The 16,741-nt window shown below is 44.9% G+C and carries 18 protein-coding genes; 15 read left to right on the forward strand and 3 right to left on the reverse strand.

The annotated features are described in order from the left end of the window. Positions 1-265: 265 nt before the first annotated feature. Genes NE665_RS21135 through NE665_RS21150 form a run of 4 tightly spaced genes read left to right on the forward strand, consistent with a single transcriptional unit; the run spans position 266 to position 3,096 of the window. Complete coding sequence (locus tag NE665_RS21135; RefSeq protein WP_117442614.1) at positions 266-1,594, forward strand: MATE family efflux transporter; 1,329 nt, start codon at positions 266-268, stop codon at positions 1,592-1,594. A 9-nt stretch (positions 1,595-1,603) separates the two neighbouring features. Beyond that, positions 1,604-2,317, forward strand: coding sequence for a YjjG family noncanonical pyrimidine nucleotidase (locus NE665_RS21140; RefSeq protein WP_117442613.1), 714 nt, complete (start codon positions 1,604-1,606; stop codon positions 2,315-2,317). Beyond that, positions 2,292-2,957 (forward strand): HAD family hydrolase, encoded by a 666-nt coding sequence (locus NE665_RS21145; protein WP_117442612.1) that lies wholly within the window; start codon positions 2,292-2,294, stop codon positions 2,955-2,957. The genes NE665_RS21140 and NE665_RS21145 overlap by 26 nt, the downstream gene beginning before the upstream one ends. Next, entirely contained in the window at positions 2,950-3,096 is a 147-nt protein-coding gene (locus NE665_RS21150) for a hypothetical protein (protein ID WP_178760101.1), read from the forward strand. Before NE665_RS21145 ends, NE665_RS21150 begins: the two co-directional genes overlap by 8 nt. A gap of 11 nt (positions 3,097-3,107) precedes the next feature. Here the strand turns inward: NE665_RS21150 and NE665_RS21155 are convergent, their stop codons facing one another. The 3 genes from NE665_RS21155 to tpx form a co-directional block, all read right to left on the reverse strand. Beyond that, positions 3,108-3,995, reverse strand: a complete 888-nt coding sequence (locus tag NE665_RS21155; RefSeq protein ID WP_117442611.1) for a diacylglycerol kinase family protein — start codon at positions 3,993-3,995, stop codon at positions 3,108-3,110. A 76-nt stretch (positions 3,996-4,071) separates the two neighbouring features. Continuing rightward, on the reverse strand, positions 4,072-4,569 hold the full coding sequence (locus tag NE665_RS21160) for a cytidine deaminase (RefSeq protein WP_117442610.1): 498 nt from the start codon (positions 4,567-4,569) through the stop codon (positions 4,072-4,074). Positions 4,570-5,316: 747 nt separating this feature from the next. Then, positions 5,317-5,808, reverse strand: coding sequence for a thiol peroxidase (tpx, locus tag NE665_RS21165; RefSeq protein ID WP_117442609.1), 492 nt, complete (start codon positions 5,806-5,808; stop codon positions 5,317-5,319). A gap of 198 nt (positions 5,809-6,006) precedes the next feature. On the opposite strand from tpx, the gene NE665_RS21170 reads away from it, so the two are divergent. The 11 genes from NE665_RS21170 to NE665_RS21220 all read left to right on the forward strand — a co-directional run bounded on the left by NE665_RS21170 (position 6,007) and on the right by NE665_RS21220 (position 16,666). Continuing rightward, complete coding sequence (locus tag NE665_RS21170) at positions 6,007-6,774, forward strand: threonine/serine exporter family protein (RefSeq protein ID WP_117442608.1); 768 nt, start codon at positions 6,007-6,009, stop codon at positions 6,772-6,774. A 1-nt stretch (position 6,775) separates the two neighbouring features. Continuing rightward, positions 6,776-7,234, forward strand: coding sequence for a threonine/serine exporter family protein (locus NE665_RS21175; RefSeq protein ID WP_117442607.1), 459 nt, complete (start codon positions 6,776-6,778; stop codon positions 7,232-7,234). Then, complete coding sequence (locus NE665_RS21180) at positions 7,221-9,536, forward strand: U32 family peptidase (protein WP_117442606.1); 2,316 nt, start codon at positions 7,221-7,223, stop codon at positions 9,534-9,536. Before NE665_RS21175 ends, NE665_RS21180 begins: the two co-directional genes overlap by 14 nt. Positions 9,537-9,583: 47 nt before the next feature. Further along, positions 9,584-10,360 carry an HD domain-containing protein gene (locus NE665_RS21185; RefSeq protein ID WP_117442605.1) on the forward strand — a complete coding sequence of 259 codons (777 nt, stop codon included), beginning with the start codon at positions 9,584-9,586 and terminating at the stop codon, positions 10,358-10,360. 757 nt (positions 10,361-11,117) lie between these two features. Then, the gene (locus NE665_RS21190; RefSeq protein ID WP_117442604.1) at positions 11,118-11,765 is read left to right on the forward strand and encodes a VTT domain-containing protein; all 648 of its coding nucleotides are present in this window, start codon (positions 11,118-11,120) and stop codon (positions 11,763-11,765) included. A 119-nt stretch (positions 11,766-11,884) separates the two neighbouring features. Beyond that, positions 11,885-12,595, forward strand: a complete 711-nt coding sequence (locus tag NE665_RS21195) for a response regulator transcription factor (RefSeq protein WP_117442603.1) — start codon at positions 11,885-11,887, stop codon at positions 12,593-12,595. A 14-nt stretch (positions 12,596-12,609) separates the two neighbouring features. After that, positions 12,610-14,751, forward strand: a complete 2,142-nt coding sequence (locus tag NE665_RS21200; protein ID WP_117442602.1) for a HAMP domain-containing sensor histidine kinase — start codon at positions 12,610-12,612, stop codon at positions 14,749-14,751. A 207-nt stretch (positions 14,752-14,958) separates the two neighbouring features. Continuing rightward, positions 14,959-15,504 carry a GNAT family N-acetyltransferase gene (locus NE665_RS21205; protein WP_117442601.1) on the forward strand — a complete coding sequence of 182 codons (546 nt, stop codon included), beginning with the start codon at positions 14,959-14,961 and terminating at the stop codon, positions 15,502-15,504. 32 nt (positions 15,505-15,536) lie between these two features. Further along, positions 15,537-15,947, forward strand: a complete 411-nt coding sequence (locus tag NE665_RS21210; RefSeq protein WP_117442600.1) for a VOC family protein — start codon at positions 15,537-15,539, stop codon at positions 15,945-15,947. 63 nt (positions 15,948-16,010) lie between these two features. Continuing rightward, complete coding sequence (locus NE665_RS21215) at positions 16,011-16,466, forward strand: hypothetical protein (protein WP_117442599.1); 456 nt, start codon at positions 16,011-16,013, stop codon at positions 16,464-16,466. A 56-nt stretch (positions 16,467-16,522) separates the two neighbouring features. Continuing rightward, entirely contained in the window at positions 16,523-16,666 is a 144-nt protein-coding gene (locus tag NE665_RS21220) for a hypothetical protein (RefSeq protein ID WP_233104812.1), read from the forward strand. Positions 16,667-16,741 lie beyond the last annotated feature (75 nt).

Here is a 16,741-nt window from a genome sequence, read left to right on the forward strand (position 1 = left end):
ATCATTCATCAGTCTAAGGTTGCAAATCAATTACTATATTCACCTGCAAAACCAAAAACTCAAGATTAACCCTTAACTAAAGGGTTTTCTTGAGTTATTTTTTTCTTAAACTGTCAAAGACGGGATTTTACCATATTTCCAAAATGAAACCGCATACCTTGCGGAACTTTTTTATTTCTGACGGCAGTTTTCTCAATTCTCTTGCGCAATCACTGATATAGGCTATAATAGTAACATTCAAAGGGATGCTTGGGAGTGTGATGAAATGTTTACAAATGCGAATCTGAAACGGCTGATTCTGCCTCTTGTTGTCGAACAGATTCTGGCAGTAACAATCGGAATGAGCGATACGATTATGGTGTCCAGTGTAGGAGAGGCGGCAGTTTCCGGTCTTAGTCTGGTGGATACGATCAACATCCTCCTCATCAATATCTTTGCGGCACTGGCAACAGGAGGAGCTGTCGTTTGCAGTCAGTATCTCGGTGGACAGGATCGTGCAAGAGCATGTGTGTCAGCGAAGCAGCTTGTACTATCAACCGGTATTCTCGCGGTTATCATCATGGCGGTCGTTCTGATTGGCTGTACGACAATCCTGCAGCTGGTTTTTACGGATGTAGAGCCGGCAGTCATGTGGAATGCGGAGGTTTATTTTAAAATATCCGCATGGTCCTATCCGTTTATCGCCTTGTATAATTCCGGAGCTGCCCTGTTTCGCTCCATGGGAAATTCTAAAATTTCGATGGTTACCTCCCTGTTTATGAATGCGTTCAATATCGTGGGAAATGCTGTTTTGATTTACGGGTTTCATATGGGCGTAGCGGGTGCTGCCCTATCTTCTTTGGTTTCCCGTATTCTGGGCTCCCTGTTTATGCTGTATCTGCTGCGCAGCCCGGACAATCTGATTTATATCGATACATATCGGAAGCTGGAATTTCATCCGGCCATGATTCGCCGCATATTGACGATTGGAATACCAAACGGGTTGGAAAACGGTATGTTTCAGATAGGGAAAATCCTCGTTCAGGGACTGATTGCCGGCTTTGGTACGGTTGCGATTGCGGCGAATGCCGTAGCCAATAATATTGCACAGATGGAAATCATCCCTGCTGCCGCCATCGGACTTGCGATGATAACCGTTGTAGGCCAGTGTGTCGGAGCCAGGGATTATGAGCAGGCCCGCCTCTACATAAAAAAGCTCATGAAAATTTCATATATATCCATGATTGCATTAAATCTTATCATTCTGTGTCTTGTGCCTTTCATTCTGAACATATATAATTTAAGTGCGCAGACGTATGATACCGCAATGGAGCTGCTGCTGTATCATGGCATATTCGCCATGGTGCTGTGGCCGGCATCCTTTACCTTTCCCAATGCATTGCGTGCGGCTGGTGATGTGCGCTTCACGATGTGCATTTCCATTGTGTCCATGTGGCTGTGCAGAATCTGTCTGAGCTGGCTGCTTGGGGCGGTACTGGGACTTGGCGTGTTGGGGGTCTGGCTTGCCATGTTTACCGACTGGCTCTTTCGCATACTCTGGTTTTACTGGCGGTATCGAAGCGGCTCCTGGATGCAAAAACGTATTATCACATAAGGAGAACATATGAACTATACGACGCTGTTATTTGACGCAGACGGAACACTGCTTGATTTCGATGCAACGGAAAAACGGGCTCTGCAGCGGGTGTTTGATCTGCATCACTACCCGTTGACGCAAGAAATGAAGAAACGCTATCAGGTGATAAACACGCAGCTGTGGTCAGCATATGAGGAAGGCGTGATTTCACGGGAAACGGTTATTTACACGAGGTTTAAAAAGCTGTTTCGTGAATTTGATATAGCAGATGACGGTATTGCCTTTGAGGATGTCTATCAAAAGGAGCTGAGCAGGGGGCATGATGTGGTGGCCCATGCCATGGAGGTGGTCCGCTGCCTATATCCGCACTATCGCATGTGTATTGTGACCAATGGTGTTGTCGCGACTCAGTATGCCCGCTTGCGGGATTCCGGGCTGGATGCATACTTCCAGCATATCTTTGTATCGGAGGAAATCGGATTCCGAAAACCGGATCGCTCGTATTTTGATCATTGCTTTGCCAGACTAACAGGTGTGGAGCGTGAGCAGACACTGATAATCGGGGATTCGCTATCCAGTGACATGCAGGGAGGCATCAATGCCGGTATTTCCACCTGCTGGTATAACCCGGATGGAAAAAAGAATCACCGGAAGCTTCCTGTAACCTATGAAATACGCGATTTGCGGGAATTATATACAATATTGGAGGAGAATCATGGAGAGAGACATTCTGCTGTTTGATTTGGATGGAACATTGACAGACCCAAGGGTTGGCATTACCAGATCGGTTGCCTTCGCTTTGGAAAAAGCCGGAATTCATGTGGAGAATCCGGATGATCTGTGCGCATTTATCGGGCCACCCTTAAAGGATACGTTCATGGAGCTGTATCACTTTGATGAGGCGCAGGCCTTGCAGGCGATTGCAGATTATCGGGTGTATTTTCGGAAACAGGGAATGCTGGAAAACGTGGCATATCCCGGGATTCGTGAAATGCTGGAAGCACTGCAGAAGCAGGGAAAGACGCTTTTGGTGGCTACCAGTAAGCCCGAGGAATTCGCCTGTACCATTATGAAGCATTTCAAACTGGATTCCTATATGCTGGATATTTGCGGTGCTACAATGGATAGTACCCGCAGCAACAAGGCGGATGTCATTGCCTATGCTGTGCAGAAGCACCGCCTACCGATTGAACGGTGTGTGATGATTGGTGACCGCCGACACGATATCATCGGCGGAAAAGAGAATGGCATGCGCACCGTCGGTGTATTATATGGCTATGGAAGCTATGAGGAGCTAAAGGAAGCGGGCGCTGATTGCATCGTAAAGGATGTGCAGGGTCTGCTGGAGGTATTGGAAAAAGGAGGTTCATCAAATGGCTGAAAAAAATAAGAAGAGTACAGCGGAGCTGCTAAAGCAGGCACGCAAAGCTAAGCAGAAGCCCCGCACCAAAGCCCTGGAGAAAACGCTGGGCAAGGGAAAAAACAGTGCCAAGTTTAATAAAGTGAATTTCAACGGATAAGAAAAGAGCGGCTATACCAAAATGGTAACCGCTCTGTTTTTATTCAGGATATGAACGGAAGTGGTGCTTCCTCCATCCTCACCATCCAGTGTCCAGGGAATCTGTTCCTGTGCTTCTATGCGGATATCACAGGCTTTTCTAAAATACATCCAGGTTTCATTGACCTCATGCTTTATCAGTGCCGCAATGATATTTTGTACATCCAGGGGATTGTTGGGAACGCGAATTAGCAGAAGCTCAAACTGTCCGTCATCCAGCTGTGCGTCCTGTGAGTTCACAGCTGTAAAGCCCGCCACAAATTTGGAATTGGTTATACAGCCGAAGATACAGGAATCCTCGATAACCTCCTTTTGGTCGATGACGGCTCTGACATGATAGCGTGGGATATTTGTCAGCTGTTTGACGCCTTCCAGAAAATAAGCGATTTTTCCAAAGGAGTTTTTGGTGCTTTGCGGTGTGGAGTAGGAAATTTCTGTGAAGATACCAAATGCCGCAACATAGGTGAAATAGCGGTCATTGAATTGGCCGATATCACAGGAAAACGGACGGTATTGTGCAATGGTGTCCATGAGCTTTCCAGCACTTTTCGGCAGCTTCAGCGTAGCCGCAAAATCGTTGACTGTCCCGCTTGGAAGATAAGCAAGCACGGGCTTGTTCTCTGTCTCCATAATGCCGCTGATCACCTCATTCCAGGTACCGTCCCCACCGATACATACGAGAATATCACAGCAGCCTCCACTGGCTTTCGCAAGCTTTTTCGCATGTCCCGCATACTGGGTTACAAAAACCTGTATCGTATCCTGCATGGCACAAAATCGATCACATAACGTGAATAAAGCCGTTTTTGCCGTCTGCTTTCCTGCCTTTGGATTCATAATAATTCTGATGCTTCTGTCCATATACACGCCCCGTTTCCTTTACGTATCATTGTAAGGCATAAAGACGGAAAAGGGAAGTGGAGTGCAGGAAATAGTGTTAATACCCGAATATGCCGTCGAGAGATTCATCCTGCTGGACCCAGTCGTTGTATACATTGATCATACGGTATTGGGAAGGCGTATCCCGTATAAAGACTCTTGAAATTCCTGCATTGATGATCATTCGCTTGCACATGGAACAGCTGTTCGAGCTTTGAATCAGCTCCCCGCTGCCTGCTTCATAGCCTACCAAAAACATATCGGCTCCCAGCATTTCACTGCGCTGTGCACTGATGATAGCATTTGCTTCCGCATGGACACTGCGGCATAATTCATAGCGTTCTCCCCGGGGAACCTGCAGCTTCTTTCGGATACAGTAATCCAAATCCAGACAGTTGGTGCGTCCCCGTGGGGCACCTACATACCCGGTGGAGACTATTTCATCATGCTGAACAATCACCGCACCGTAAATTCTTCTGCGGCAGGTGCTTCGCTGTGCTACTGTTCCCGCGATATCCAGATAGTAGTTGATTTTATCTACGCGATCCTGTTTCATAAAAACCTCCCTCTCTTTATCAAATATTATTATAAGGGGAGCTGCTTTTGAATACAATCATCTAAATATAGCTGACAGGAAAGCGAGAGGATGCCTATGGAAAGAAATCGTCGCTATCAGGAATGGGAACCCGAGTGGATACGCAGGAATAGGATGCGTGAATGCAGAAAGCAGTTGAAGAAGTGCATTGGATACCAATAGCTGTGTGAAAAATAGCTGCTAACTGGTGCAGACTGTAGTATCCTACATTACCCGCGTTCATTATATGAAAGTAGAGATCAGGTACAATTTATGAAAGCAGAGACTTTGTAAAGCGATGAAAGGATGTGTATGTTGTTACGATTCACAGTTAATTCATACATATGTGATGCACCTATGAACGATTAGCATATGGAGCTCATGGAACAGGTCCTATATGTTCATATTCTCTTATATGCTGATCCTTTTCTATGATTCAAAGGGCTGTGAATCATAACGTATTTTTTTGCTCTTCTCCTGCTTGAACCCTGTAGCTTGAACAGCAGGAAGCAACTAGCAAAGGGGAGGGAATTGGGGAAGCTGCACATCCTGCTTTTCATAGCGATAATACGTAAGGGGAATGTGGAAAAATGATACGGCATTCGTTGCCTTTTGATAAAGGAATATAAAAAGCAGATGACATAAAATCATCTGCCATTTTGCAATTCGGCCGCTGTATTCACCATTTCCATTCAGCTGTTTTTTTGCTTGATCGGTGTAATGAATGCCTTACATGCTTTTTACACAGGCGAGAACAGCTGCATAATCCGGTTCTTCTGTAATTTCCTTCACGTACTCTGCATAGCGCAAGGTAGTATCCTTATCAACTACGAAAACAGCACGAGTCAATAAGCCAAGCTCCTCAACATAGGTTCCAGTTGCCGCTGCAAAGCTGTGGAGCTTGTAATCGCTCAGTGTAATCACGTTTTCGTTGTTCTTTGCCTGACACCAGCGCTCAAGAGCAAACGGCAGGTCCATGGATATCGCATAGATGGTAACATCCTTTAGTTCCTTTGCATAATTGATAAACTTTGCGACCTCCATGCTGCACACGCCGGTATCCAGAGAAGGTACGCTGAGGAAGATGCGTGTACCTGTACTATCCTCACTTCTCCACTCGCTCATATCATTTCGTATTGCAGTAAACGGCTTGAGCTTCTCCTTCGGCTTCACTGCCTCATGCTTTATTGTCACAGGATTTCCCTGAAAGGTAATATTCATTTGATATCCCTCGCTTTCTGTACATAGTATACCCGGATTGTTTGAAAAGGTGAACTTATTTGCCTGAGAAATCGCTATTTATGAAACCCAGCGATTGCAGTGGCTGTCTTGTGTATTTTTCTCGTACATTGTTTACAAAACTGTTTCCATTTCCCTTTGAATCCGCTATACTGTTAGAGGAAAGTTGAGGGGTTGTGCATGAATACAGATCAGCTGCTGGATGTAGCCAGCTATGCAGGGAAGCTGCTCATAGAAAGCGGAGCGGAAATCTATCGGGTGGAGGAAACGATGGTGCGGCTTTGTACAAGCTTTCCCGAGGTAGAGGATGCACAGAGCTTCGTTACGACAACCGGCATCATGTTCTCGATTACGGTTGCCAAAAAAACTCATACCAAAATTTTACGTGTGCATACACGCGGTGTCGATTTAAACTGCATTGATAAGATCAACAGCCTCTCAAGAGAAACTGCATTGCAAAGCTTTACGATCGAGGAGCTGGCGCAAAAGCTGAGGGCCATCGAAAACGAACAGCGGTATTCCTTTTGGACAACCATGTTCTTCGGAGCATTGAGCGCCGGTGGCTTTGCGGTCTTCTTTGGTGGGAATTATCTAGAGGCAGTATGCAGCTTTTTGATCGGTCTGCTTATCAAAGCGGTTAGCGCCCTTATGGAACAGCGTGGTCTGCATGGCTTTTTTACCAATGCCATCGCAGCGGCAAGCGGTGCACTTGCGGCTCTTTGCGCACACGCCCTCTGTCCGGCTACGGATGTCGATATCCTTATTATATCCAGTATCATGCTGCTTGTTCCCGGGTTAGCCATCACCAATGCCATACGGGACACGGTTTCCGGAGACTATCTGTCCGGTGTTGCCCGTGCGACCGAGGCCTTTCTGGTGGCGATTGCGATTGCTGCCGGCATCGGTGTCGTCCTGTCCATGTCCATCGGACTGAGCGGAGGTATGTGATATGTATCTGGTAAATATGATGATTGCGTCCTTTTTTGCATCGCTGGGATTTGGCGTAATGTTTAATATTCGGGGACGGAAACTGATTCTTGCAGGAATTGCAGGCTCGATCGGCGGTGTAGTCTATCATGCGGCACTGCTTGTGGGCTGCTCAGAGCTGAGCGCCATGTTTCTGGGATCGGTCGCCTTATCGCTGTATTCTGAAATTTTTGCCCGTATCTGCAAAACACCGGTAACTACCTTTATCATTTGTGCGCTGATACCGCTGGTACCCGGTGGTGGAATGTATCGCACGATGCTGAAGGCGATCGAAGGTGATGTGATGCAGGCATTATCCATCGGATTGGATACGCTGACCATTGCAGGTGTGCTGGCTCTTGGAATCCTTGTTGTATCTACGATAATGAAGGCGATTTTTAAGCCGGAGAGAAGGAGTGTGAGAAGACATGCGGATAAGTGAAAGAAAAGTGGAGCTGCTGGCACCTGCCGGTTCTATGGAGGCTCTTCATGCAGCTGTACAAAATGGCTGTGATGCCGTGTATCTGGGGGGCAGTATGTTCGGTGCCAGAGCTTTTGCCAATAACTTTGATGAGGACGAGATAAAGGAAGCAATCGCCTATGCGCATGTGTATGGAGTGCGTGTGTTTGTCACGGTCAATACCCTGATACGGGAAGAGGAATTTGAGGACTGTGTACGGTATGTCCAGTTTTTATATGAGCATGATGTGGATGCGGTAATTATTCAAGATTTGGGCTTATTCTCTGTGCTGCAGAAACGCTTCCCGGACATGGAGCTGCATGCATCCACACAGATGCACATCCATAATCCGCAGGGAATTCGCTTTATGGAGGCCTGTGGTGCCAGCAGAGTGGTGGTGCCAAGAGAAACATCGCTAAAGGAAATCCGTGCGTATGCGACACTTGGTGTCGATCTGGAGGTATTTGTACAGGGAGCCCTGTGTGTATCCTACAGCGGACAGTGTCTGATGAGCTCGCTGACACTGCAGCGAAGCGGAAACCGCGGGGAATGTGCACAGAACTGCCGTATGAAATATCAGCTGGAAAAACGAATTGCCGGTCACAGCGAAATCCTGCATGGCGAAGGGGACTACCTGCTAAGCCCGAAAGATATGAATACGCTGGAAAGAGTTCCGGAGCTGATTGAAGCAGGGATCGCCTCCTTTAAAATCGAAGGCAGGATGAAACGGCCGGAATATGTGGCATTGATGGTTGCCTTATACCGCAAGGCGATCGACGCCTACTATGCAGGGACTGCTTTTTCCTATGATGAAGCCGTGGATATCCAGATGAAGAAAATATTCAATCGGGGCTTTACACAGGGGCATTTATTTCATCAGTACGGTCCGCAGCTGATGAATCCTGTTCGTCCCAATCATATCGGAATCAAGGTTGGTACGATCATTCAGGTTACCAGAGATAAAATGGTAATTCGCCTGCAGGATACCTTGCGACAGCAGGATGGCATCCGCATTTTGCAGGAACCACAGGATATCGGATTTCAGGTGAATTTCCTGTATAAGAACGGGTTGCTGGTCAATCATGGTGCTGCCGGGGATATCGTGGAGCTGGATAAAACAGCTCCTGTTGTAAAAGGAAGTATTGTTCTGAAAACCAGTGATGCCCAGCAGCTGCAGGCATTGCAGAAAAGCTATGCGGATGCGCCGCGTAAGGTTGCTGTTTCTGCACAGTTCACCATGCAGATCGGAAAACCGGCAGTGTTGGAGGTCATGGATGAGGAAGGCAGAAGCGTGCGGGTAGAAAGCGATGCCCTATGTGAAGAAGCACGCAGGACGCCGCTGAAAGAGGAACGGATTGCCGCACAGCTGAAAAAAAGTGGAGATACACCGTTTGTATTCCGGCAGATTTCCTATCAACTGGATGCGCAGGGAATCCTTCCTATCCGCGAGCTCAATCAGATGCGTCGAAGTGCATTGGCAAGTATGGAGGAGGAGCGAAAAATTCTGCATAAGCACCGCCGCATGCTTACGGATCAGCAGCCTGTCATCCATACGGCTCAAGAAGCTCCATCACTGTGTGCTATTGTGCATACGCAGGAACAGCTGCAGGCCTGCTTGCAGGAGGGGATTGATATGATCTTTGTAGAAAATCACAGCCTGTATGAGCAGATGAAGCATAGTAAGGGGATTTATCCGCGTACGCCAAGAGTGATGAAGGAGGAATATCCTGCTGCGTTGACGATGGTACAGGAAACGGGTGGTCTGCATGCGGGAACAGAGGTCTTCTGTGATACCTCCCTGAATATGACGAATTCCTATACAGCAGCATTTCTGCTGCATCATGGAGCACGGGGTGTCAGCTTTTCGCTGGAAAGCAGTTTAGAGGACTGTATCGCAATCAAGCAGTGCTTTCAGGAGCGATATGCAGTGGATGCACCATTCCTTTATACGGTATACAGCCGGGATGAGTTGATGCTGAGCGAATATTGTCCAATCAATTCTGTGATCTGTAAACGGACAAGCAGAAACTGCGGTCTTTGCAGGCAGGGGGCAGAGTATGCTCTTATCGATGTGAAAAAGCATCGCTATCCGATCTTATGTGACGATGCTTGCCGTACGCATATCCTGCATTATGAGGTACGCAATCATATCGCACAAATACCGGAAGCAAAAAGACAGGGAATCCGGCACTTTCTATGCACCTTCACCATTGAGCGTGCGGCTGACTGCCACAGGATTATCTCAGCCTGTAAAGCGCAGCTGCAAATGAAACAGGATGCATAAGAAAAGGCCTGGCATAGGATATACTATATTGAAAAGAGGGTGTATGCATGGTGAATCTTTTACAGGCAAAGAAGCAGTTTGCAGCCTATTGTAAAGCATTTGATACACAGGATGAGCGGGTGGCTCTAAAAATCCTGCATTCGCATAAGGTGGCTGAGATTTCAAAGCAGCTGGCGATACATAGAAACTGCTCTGCTCAGGATGTGGAGCTGGCCGAGGTGATAGGTCTGTATCATGATATCGGCAGATTTGAACAGCTGAAGCAGTATCATACCTTTCTGGATGCGAAAAGTGTCGATCATGCGGCACTTGGGGTACGGATTTTGCAGGAACAAGGGCTGCTCTCTGTTTTCTGTGATGATCCGAACCAGCAGGAGGTGATTCTGCATGCGATAGCAAATCATAATAAATTCCGAATTGCGGACGGCTTACAGGAGCATGCATATCTGCATGCCACTATGCTGAGAGATGCGGATAAAACAGACATTTTCCGCGTGAATCTGATGGAGAAAGCAGAAAATGTCTATCTGTGCAAAGAAGAGCAGCTGCTTCAGGAAACGGTGAGCGAGGAGGTCCTGCAGGATTTTTTAAACAGCCACCTCATTCTGTCCGCAAAACGAAAAACACACCTTGATATCCTGCTCTCCCATATGGCATTTGTATTTGATTATCACGATGCTTATGCGCTCTCCATTGTTTTAAAGCAGCAATATATTGAGCGTATGGCCATGCGTTATCAGTTTCAAAGACCGCAGGCACAACAGGCGGTACAACTTGCTATGCACCATGCGGTAAAGTATATGCAGGACAGGATTGGTGCGTAATAGAAAGGCCCTGTTACATTTGCGATACATAAGAGGACTTCATGTATGACTGCACGTTCTTATGGTAGACCCCTTATGCCGAATTGACGATAGCGCTCATGCCTTAAACACGAGCGAATCTTCTTTCGCAAAGCTGCTGAAAAGGGAAGGCAGGCAAGAATCGTCCATACCAAATAGGCCGTAGCTGCAAAGAGGAGAACAGCATGGATGCTTGCGAACGGGATAAAGAAAGTAATTTGCCAATCCTACTCTTCAAAAAGAATCCTTTCTAGAAATGGAAAGCAACGATAAGCAATCAAGGTAGACACTGTCTGGCCTCGATTTTATTATTGAAGTAAATTCTAAACAAGCAGGTATGTTAATAACGTGTATATGCCCCATAAGCTTTTCCTTTACACCATCATAAAAGCATGAGGAAGCAGGAATCCAAACGATGATGTTCATCATTGTGATTGGATTCTTTTTTTCATGCCAATCCTGCATCCGTTTGTAATATAACAGAATCATCAGGTATCGATCAACACCAAAAGGCAGCATGGTTTTTGAAGACAACAGGGCAATGTGAGGAAAATGCGAAGCGGCTTTTTTTCTTATGTAACAGATATCGGCGTGATTTTGGCAGGCCGATCCAGTGCAGCGCTTATGTATCAAAGCCTTTAGAAAATGATATCGGATTTAGAAAAGTTTAAGATTTACCTGCGATTTATGATAAGAAATCTCCTGCATAATAAAGACTGTAAGGAAGGGAGCTGATTTCATGAAGAAAAAATACATTGTTTTGCTGGGAGGGATGCTGCTTGGCGGTGCAATGCTGGGCTTCCTCTTTGGCAGTATTGATATGAATCAGATATCCCGCCTGCTGGAGGATATCCCACATGGCTTGCGTGAGATACTTATGATCGTTTTGATTGCTGCACAGATTTTTCTGGCCTTTCTGCCAGGGGAACCGTTGGAGCTTGCGGCCGGGTTCCTGTTTGGCTCCATAGGTGGAACTTTGCTTTGTCTGGTGGGATCTCTGCTTGGGACAGCGCTTGTTTACCTTCTGGTTCAGCGGTATGGAAAACGGCTGGTATCCGTATTTTTCAAACAGGAGCAGCTAAACGAATTCAACGGGGTACTGAAAAAAAGGAACAGCATGCTGTGGATTTTCCTGCTGTTTCTGATTCCCGGAACACCGAAGGATATTATGACCTATGTTGTATCCCTATCCAATGTTGCTTTGGGAAAGTGGCTGCTGCTAACGACCGTGGGACGTATTCCCAGCATTGTGACATCAACATTTCTCAGCGGTTCATTAAAAGAGGGGAATTTCATCATGGCTGCCGGTGTGGCGATATTTACGATTCTGCTTGTAATTGCAGGAGGCTTTGCTTATAAACGAATGAAGGAGGATACAGCGATATGATACAATTTATCATCTGCACATTCTGTGCGGTTATAACCTTTCTGGGGTTTCTACTGCATAACATGGAAGAATCATCCGGAATATAGTACAATTACATTTGTTGAGAGGGAGTGAAGGCGATGGATCATACGATACTCGTCGTGGAGGACGAAAAAGGAATACGGGAGGCTATACAGATTTATCTGAAAAATCAGGGATATCATGTGTTTCTGGCTGAAAACGGGCAGGAAGGCCTGGAAATAGTGAAAAGAGAAGCAATACATCTGGCAGTGGTGGATATCATGATGCCGGTTATGGATGGTATCACCATGACGATGGAGGTGCGTAAGGAGTATGATTTTCCGATCATCTTTCTGAGTGCAAAATCAGAGGATATTGATAAAATAACCGGGTTGAATATCGGTGCGGACGATTATATCACGAAGCCGTTTGGCTCTATGGAGCTGCTGGCCCGTGTCCGCAGTCAGCTGCGCCGCTATGAACAGATTCTGATGCTGAAGGAGCATGCGGTATCCTTGGTGAATAGTGAGGAGGAGATTTACAGCATTGGTGCTCTGGAATTAAACAGTACGACAAAGGAAGCGCGCGTGGATAACCAGATTGTCAAGCTGCGCCCAAAGGAATTTATGATTCTGGAGCTGTTGATGAAGCATGCAGGGCGTGTGTTTTCTGCACAGCAGATTTATGAGGCTGTGTGGAATGAGGAAGCAATCAATACGGAAACCGTGATGGTGCATATCCGTAAGCTAAGAGAGAAAATTGAGCTGGATCCCAAGCATCCACGCTATTTAAAGGTGGTCTGGGGAATCGGCTATAAAATAGAAAAATAAAAACAGGTGATCTTATGAAGAAAAAACATATATTTTTAACATCGTTCATTGCATTGCTTTCTGTAATGAGCCTTATGATTTGTTCCGTATACCGTAATGATCAGATTCAGGAGCTGGGGCGTTCCGGTAAGCAGGCGGTCATATGGTATCTTGAAGATGATATTCAGGAGGGAATTCTGGGTCTTGCTCAAACTGTGCGCTCCAAGGATGATATTATTAAATTCGATACTGAACTGCCGACTTATCTGAAAAGCACGTTATCCAATGATCTGAAAGAAAAAGTCACAAAGAGCTTTCTGGAATTGAAGGAGGATGCCAATTTTCAATACTACGCGAAGGATTTGAAAAACGGTAGGGAATATGGAAATGATAAGCTGGGGAATATGTCTCAGAAGGAGCTTCGTGACAGCAGTCTGCTGTATGGTATTCTGGAGTATGATAAGGACGGTATACCGAAAATTCTGGGAGATTTCAGTGAAATGGATTTCCAGCAGCAGTCACTGACCCGATATCTGCGTTATTTTGATTCTGTTGAGGAAAACGGAGCCATGATAACCTATCATATCAATGATGAAAAATTCACACAGGCACAGGCAATGATTCAGAATCCAAAGCAGATGAAGATCATCTTCCGTGTGCCACAGGAGGTCTCAAAGGATCAGGGATTGATTGCACGAACCGTGTATGACTGGTCGAATTATACGCAGTTTTCCGCAATCGCTGCTTTGATTGGCACAATGGTCCTGATTCTGTATCTGTTGTTTTATCCGATTGCGATCGTGGAGGAAGTGAATCCGTTCCTGACCTTTAAGAAAGTGAAATTCGGTTTCCTATTTATTCTGCTGGCAACCGGAATTACGCTGGGGACTGCCGGTGTAATGGCATTGAGTGGTGCTACGATCAGCGGTACCTTGCAGAGTGTCATGAATGAATATCATATCATGATGTCTGATCAGCTTCTGTTTGTGGCCAATGTCGTTTCCTGGATGCTGCTGTTTCTGATGATCAGTATCGCCTTATTTGCGGTGAAGTATATATTTGTAAAGGGATTCTGGAAATATATGAAGGAGGATACTGTTCTGGGCAGTATGATCGGCAGTATCCATCGGCACATAGATGCTCTTGCGGATATCGATCTAAAGGATGATGCAAACCGTAAGCTGTTGAAGTTCATGCTGATGCAGATCGTCATCATGATAGCTCTGTGTCTGTTCTGGTGGTTTGGAATGTTTCTGGCAATCATCTATGGCTTTGCTCTCTTCCTGTGGTTGAAGCAGAAGCTCAATGCTGTACAGTATGATTATCGGACCTTGCTGAAGCAGACACAGGAGCTGAAGGAGGGAAACTTTCAGGCAGAGCTGCCGCAGGATGTCGGTATCTTCAACGCCCTGAAGGATGAATTTGGAGAAATCCGTGTGGGCTTTGAGAAAGCAGTACGGGAGGAAACGAAATCTCAGAATATGAAGACGGAGCTGATCAGTAATGTATCACATGATTTGAAAACTCCACTGACCGGTATCCGTAATTACGTAGAGCTTTTGCAGCAGGAGGGCATAAGCGAAGCACAGCGTAAGGAATATGTGAGCATGCTGGACCAGTATGCCAAACGGCTGCATGCTCTGATGGAGGACTTGTTTGAGGTAAGCAAGGCAAACAGCGGCAATATCCAGCTGGATATGGCTCGTCTGGATATTATCGCTTTGGTGGAGCAGGTACAGGCGGAGTGCAGCGAGCTTCTGCAGGAACGTGAGCTGGAGGTACTCTGGAATTTGCATGGTGAAAAACAGCTGAGCGTACTATTGGATGGCAGTAAGGCATTTCGGATATTTGAAAATCTGTTTATCAACATACACCATTATGCATTAGAGCATACCCGTGTGTATGTGGATATCCGCAAGGCAGCCGGCAGAGTACGAATCGAATGCAAAAATATATCGAAGGAGCCGTTGAATTTTGATACGGATGATATTGTGGATCGCTTCGTTCGCGGAGATAAATCGCGTCATGACGGTGGCAGCGGACTTGGTCTGGCGATTGCCAAGAGCTTTACAGAGGCGATGAAGGGCAGCTTCCATATTGAGACGGACGGAGATTTGTTTAAGGCGATTATTGAATTTCCATTGGTTAGCGATACGTTTGGTGAGAATCAGGAGTAATACTGGAAGCCTTATATGTAAAAATACTATTGATAGAAGGGACCGGATATATACAAACCGGTCTTTTTCTACATTCTTCTGTATAGGATGGAGGCGGATAACGAACAGGGATCAACATCTTCTTCCGGTGTTGCTTTAATTGCATAGCATTTAAGATTTGAGTATGTTAAGATATGATTATAAATTAGAATTTGAAGGGGTGTTGAAATGATAAACATTATTGAAACTGAGCATTTGTTTCTTCGTCCGCTTACACTTGAAGCTGCGGATACTGCCTATTATGGATGGACGGCTGATGTGGAAGTAGCAGAATACGTAAGTTGGCTACCTCATCATTCAATAGGCGATACGATTGAATGGTTGAAAGAAATAGAGTGGAAACAAGATGATATGGGAAATGTTTTAGAAACTGATAATTACATTTGGGGATTTGTATTGAAAGAAACAGGAGAGCTTTTCGGTTCAGGTGGGTTAATTTGGGAAGAGCAATGGCAATTATTTCAAGTCGGATATAATATCATGAAAACGCATTGGAATCACGGATATACCACCGAAGCGATGCTGGCAATTTTTAGTTTTGCTGCCTCCAATTTAGGTATAAAACGAATTGCTGGCAGACATGCAAAAGAGAACCTTGCTTCCGCTAAAGTGCTTGAAAAGCTTGGCTTTACTTATGCCGGAGATGGTATTACTTCTCATGTTGATGGAGTACGTCACTTTGATAGCCGAGAATATTTTTTAGAGTTGGTTTGACGAAATTAGAATTTGTAGAGGAGGTATTGATAATGAACGGAAAAGATGTACGTATCGGTGTGAGTCTGCTGGTCGGTGACATAGAAAATATGGTTCGATTTTATAGAGATACACTAGGCTTTCAAACTCAATGGAGTGGTGGACCTTTTGCGGATTTTGAAACTGCAAGTGGAGAACTATCCTTATTTATGTATAGCAGGAAAGAATTTGTAAAGGCAATAGAAGAGGACTATGTACTTCCAAAGGGTATCAATCAGACATTTGAAATCGCCCTTTGGCTATCCAATTTTGCTGAAGTAGATTTGGAATATGAGCGTCTGTCAAAGTTGGGTGTGCAGTTTCCCACGGGAGAACCCATCACTTATCCTTTTGGTATCCGCAATTTTTACGTAGCTGACCCAGAGGGGAATTTGCTTGAAATTGGAAGTACAAGTGAAACATAGGCTAGAAACTTTACAAATTCCAGTTTGTCATACTACAAAATTAGAATTTGAGAGGATAGAACAATGTTCAAAATAGGAAATTATAAGATAGGTTTTGACATATGGGGATTGACCTTGTTTTTGGCAATAATGCTCCCTAATTTTCTGTGGTTCGCTGTTCCTGCTGTTAATGATGTGCTAAGGAACAAATCAGTAACTCCCCTTGTAGATATGATTGCTTCTGTTTTTCAAGTCGTAATGGTTGTGGCACTATGTATTATTGTCAATAAATATTGTCAAAAGCCTATGAAAAAAGTATTGTTTAGAGGTATTGTTATTCTATTAGTGCTGTATTACATTGGCTGGTGCTTATACTATGCAGGAAATATAAATCCAGCGGTAATTTTAGACTTGAGTATTGCACCTTGTTTAGCATTTATATTATTTTCAATGTCAAGAAAAAATGTAGTTGCACTATTATCTGCAAGTATATTTACGTTATGTCATGTTCTGTATAGCATCATAAATTTCATTATGTAACTATAAATTCCAGTTTATGAAATAGGAAAATTAGAAGTTGAAAGGAGTATTAGTATATGGATATTTATATATCTGATAAAAGTAAAAAGGACGAATATATAAAATTTGTGAAATTTTGGGAAGAAAAATGGTATCCAGAAATTATTAAAAAATTAGGCTCTTCTGTACTAAATGTGGGTAGATCTTTATCAAAAGAATGAATATCGCTTTTATTCATCGTATAAAATAAGAATATTTGAATATAAGAAAACCATATGGTATTTTTCTTAAGCGAC

Source organism: Clostridium sp. DFI.1.208 (assembly GCF_024463855.1).
In the GTDB taxonomy this organism is placed as follows: Bacteria; Bacillota_I; Bacilli_A; order Erysipelotrichales; family Erysipelotrichaceae; genus Clostridium_AQ.

Excerpts from the sequence above, each read along its gene's own strand:
- NE665_RS21135 (WP_117442614.1), top strand. The coding sequence starts at position 266 with ATGTTTACAAATGCGAATCTGAAACGGCTGATTCTGCCTCTTGTTGTC.
- NE665_RS21140 (WP_117442613.1), top strand. The coding sequence starts at position 1,604 with ATGAACTATACGACGCTGTTATTTGACGCAGACGGAACACTGCTTGAT.
- NE665_RS21145 (WP_117442612.1), top strand. The coding sequence starts at position 2,292 with ATGGAGAGAGACATTCTGCTGTTTGATTTGGATGGAACATTGACAGAC.
- NE665_RS21150 (WP_178760101.1), top strand. The coding sequence starts at position 2,950 with ATGGCTGAAAAAAATAAGAAGAGTACAGCGGAGCTGCTAAAGCAGGCA.
- NE665_RS21155 (WP_117442611.1), bottom strand. The coding sequence starts at position 3,995 with ATGGACAGAAGCATCAGAATTATTATGAATCCAAAGGCAGGAAAGCAG.
- NE665_RS21160 (WP_117442610.1), bottom strand. The coding sequence starts at position 4,569 with ATGAAACAGGATCGCGTAGATAAAATCAACTACTATCTGGATATCGCG.
- tpx (WP_117442609.1), bottom strand. The coding sequence starts at position 5,808 with ATGAATATTACCTTTCAGGGAAATCCTGTGACAATAAAGCATGAGGCA.
- NE665_RS21170 (WP_117442608.1), top strand. The coding sequence starts at position 6,007 with ATGAATACAGATCAGCTGCTGGATGTAGCCAGCTATGCAGGGAAGCTG.
- NE665_RS21175 (WP_117442607.1), top strand. The coding sequence starts at position 6,776 with ATGTATCTGGTAAATATGATGATTGCGTCCTTTTTTGCATCGCTGGGA.
- NE665_RS21180 (WP_117442606.1), top strand. The coding sequence starts at position 7,221 with ATGCGGATAAGTGAAAGAAAAGTGGAGCTGCTGGCACCTGCCGGTTCT.
- NE665_RS21185 (WP_117442605.1), top strand. The coding sequence starts at position 9,584 with ATGGTGAATCTTTTACAGGCAAAGAAGCAGTTTGCAGCCTATTGTAAA.
- NE665_RS21190 (WP_117442604.1), top strand. The coding sequence starts at position 11,118 with ATGAAGAAAAAATACATTGTTTTGCTGGGAGGGATGCTGCTTGGCGGT.
- NE665_RS21195 (WP_117442603.1), top strand. The coding sequence starts at position 11,885 with ATGGATCATACGATACTCGTCGTGGAGGACGAAAAAGGAATACGGGAG.
- NE665_RS21200 (WP_117442602.1), top strand. The coding sequence starts at position 12,610 with ATGAAGAAAAAACATATATTTTTAACATCGTTCATTGCATTGCTTTCT.
- NE665_RS21205 (WP_117442601.1), top strand. The coding sequence starts at position 14,959 with ATGATAAACATTATTGAAACTGAGCATTTGTTTCTTCGTCCGCTTACA.
- NE665_RS21210 (WP_117442600.1), top strand. The coding sequence starts at position 15,537 with ATGAACGGAAAAGATGTACGTATCGGTGTGAGTCTGCTGGTCGGTGAC.
- NE665_RS21215 (WP_117442599.1), top strand. The coding sequence starts at position 16,011 with ATGTTCAAAATAGGAAATTATAAGATAGGTTTTGACATATGGGGATTG.
- NE665_RS21220 (WP_233104812.1), top strand. The coding sequence starts at position 16,523 with ATGGATATTTATATATCTGATAAAAGTAAAAAGGACGAATATATAAAA.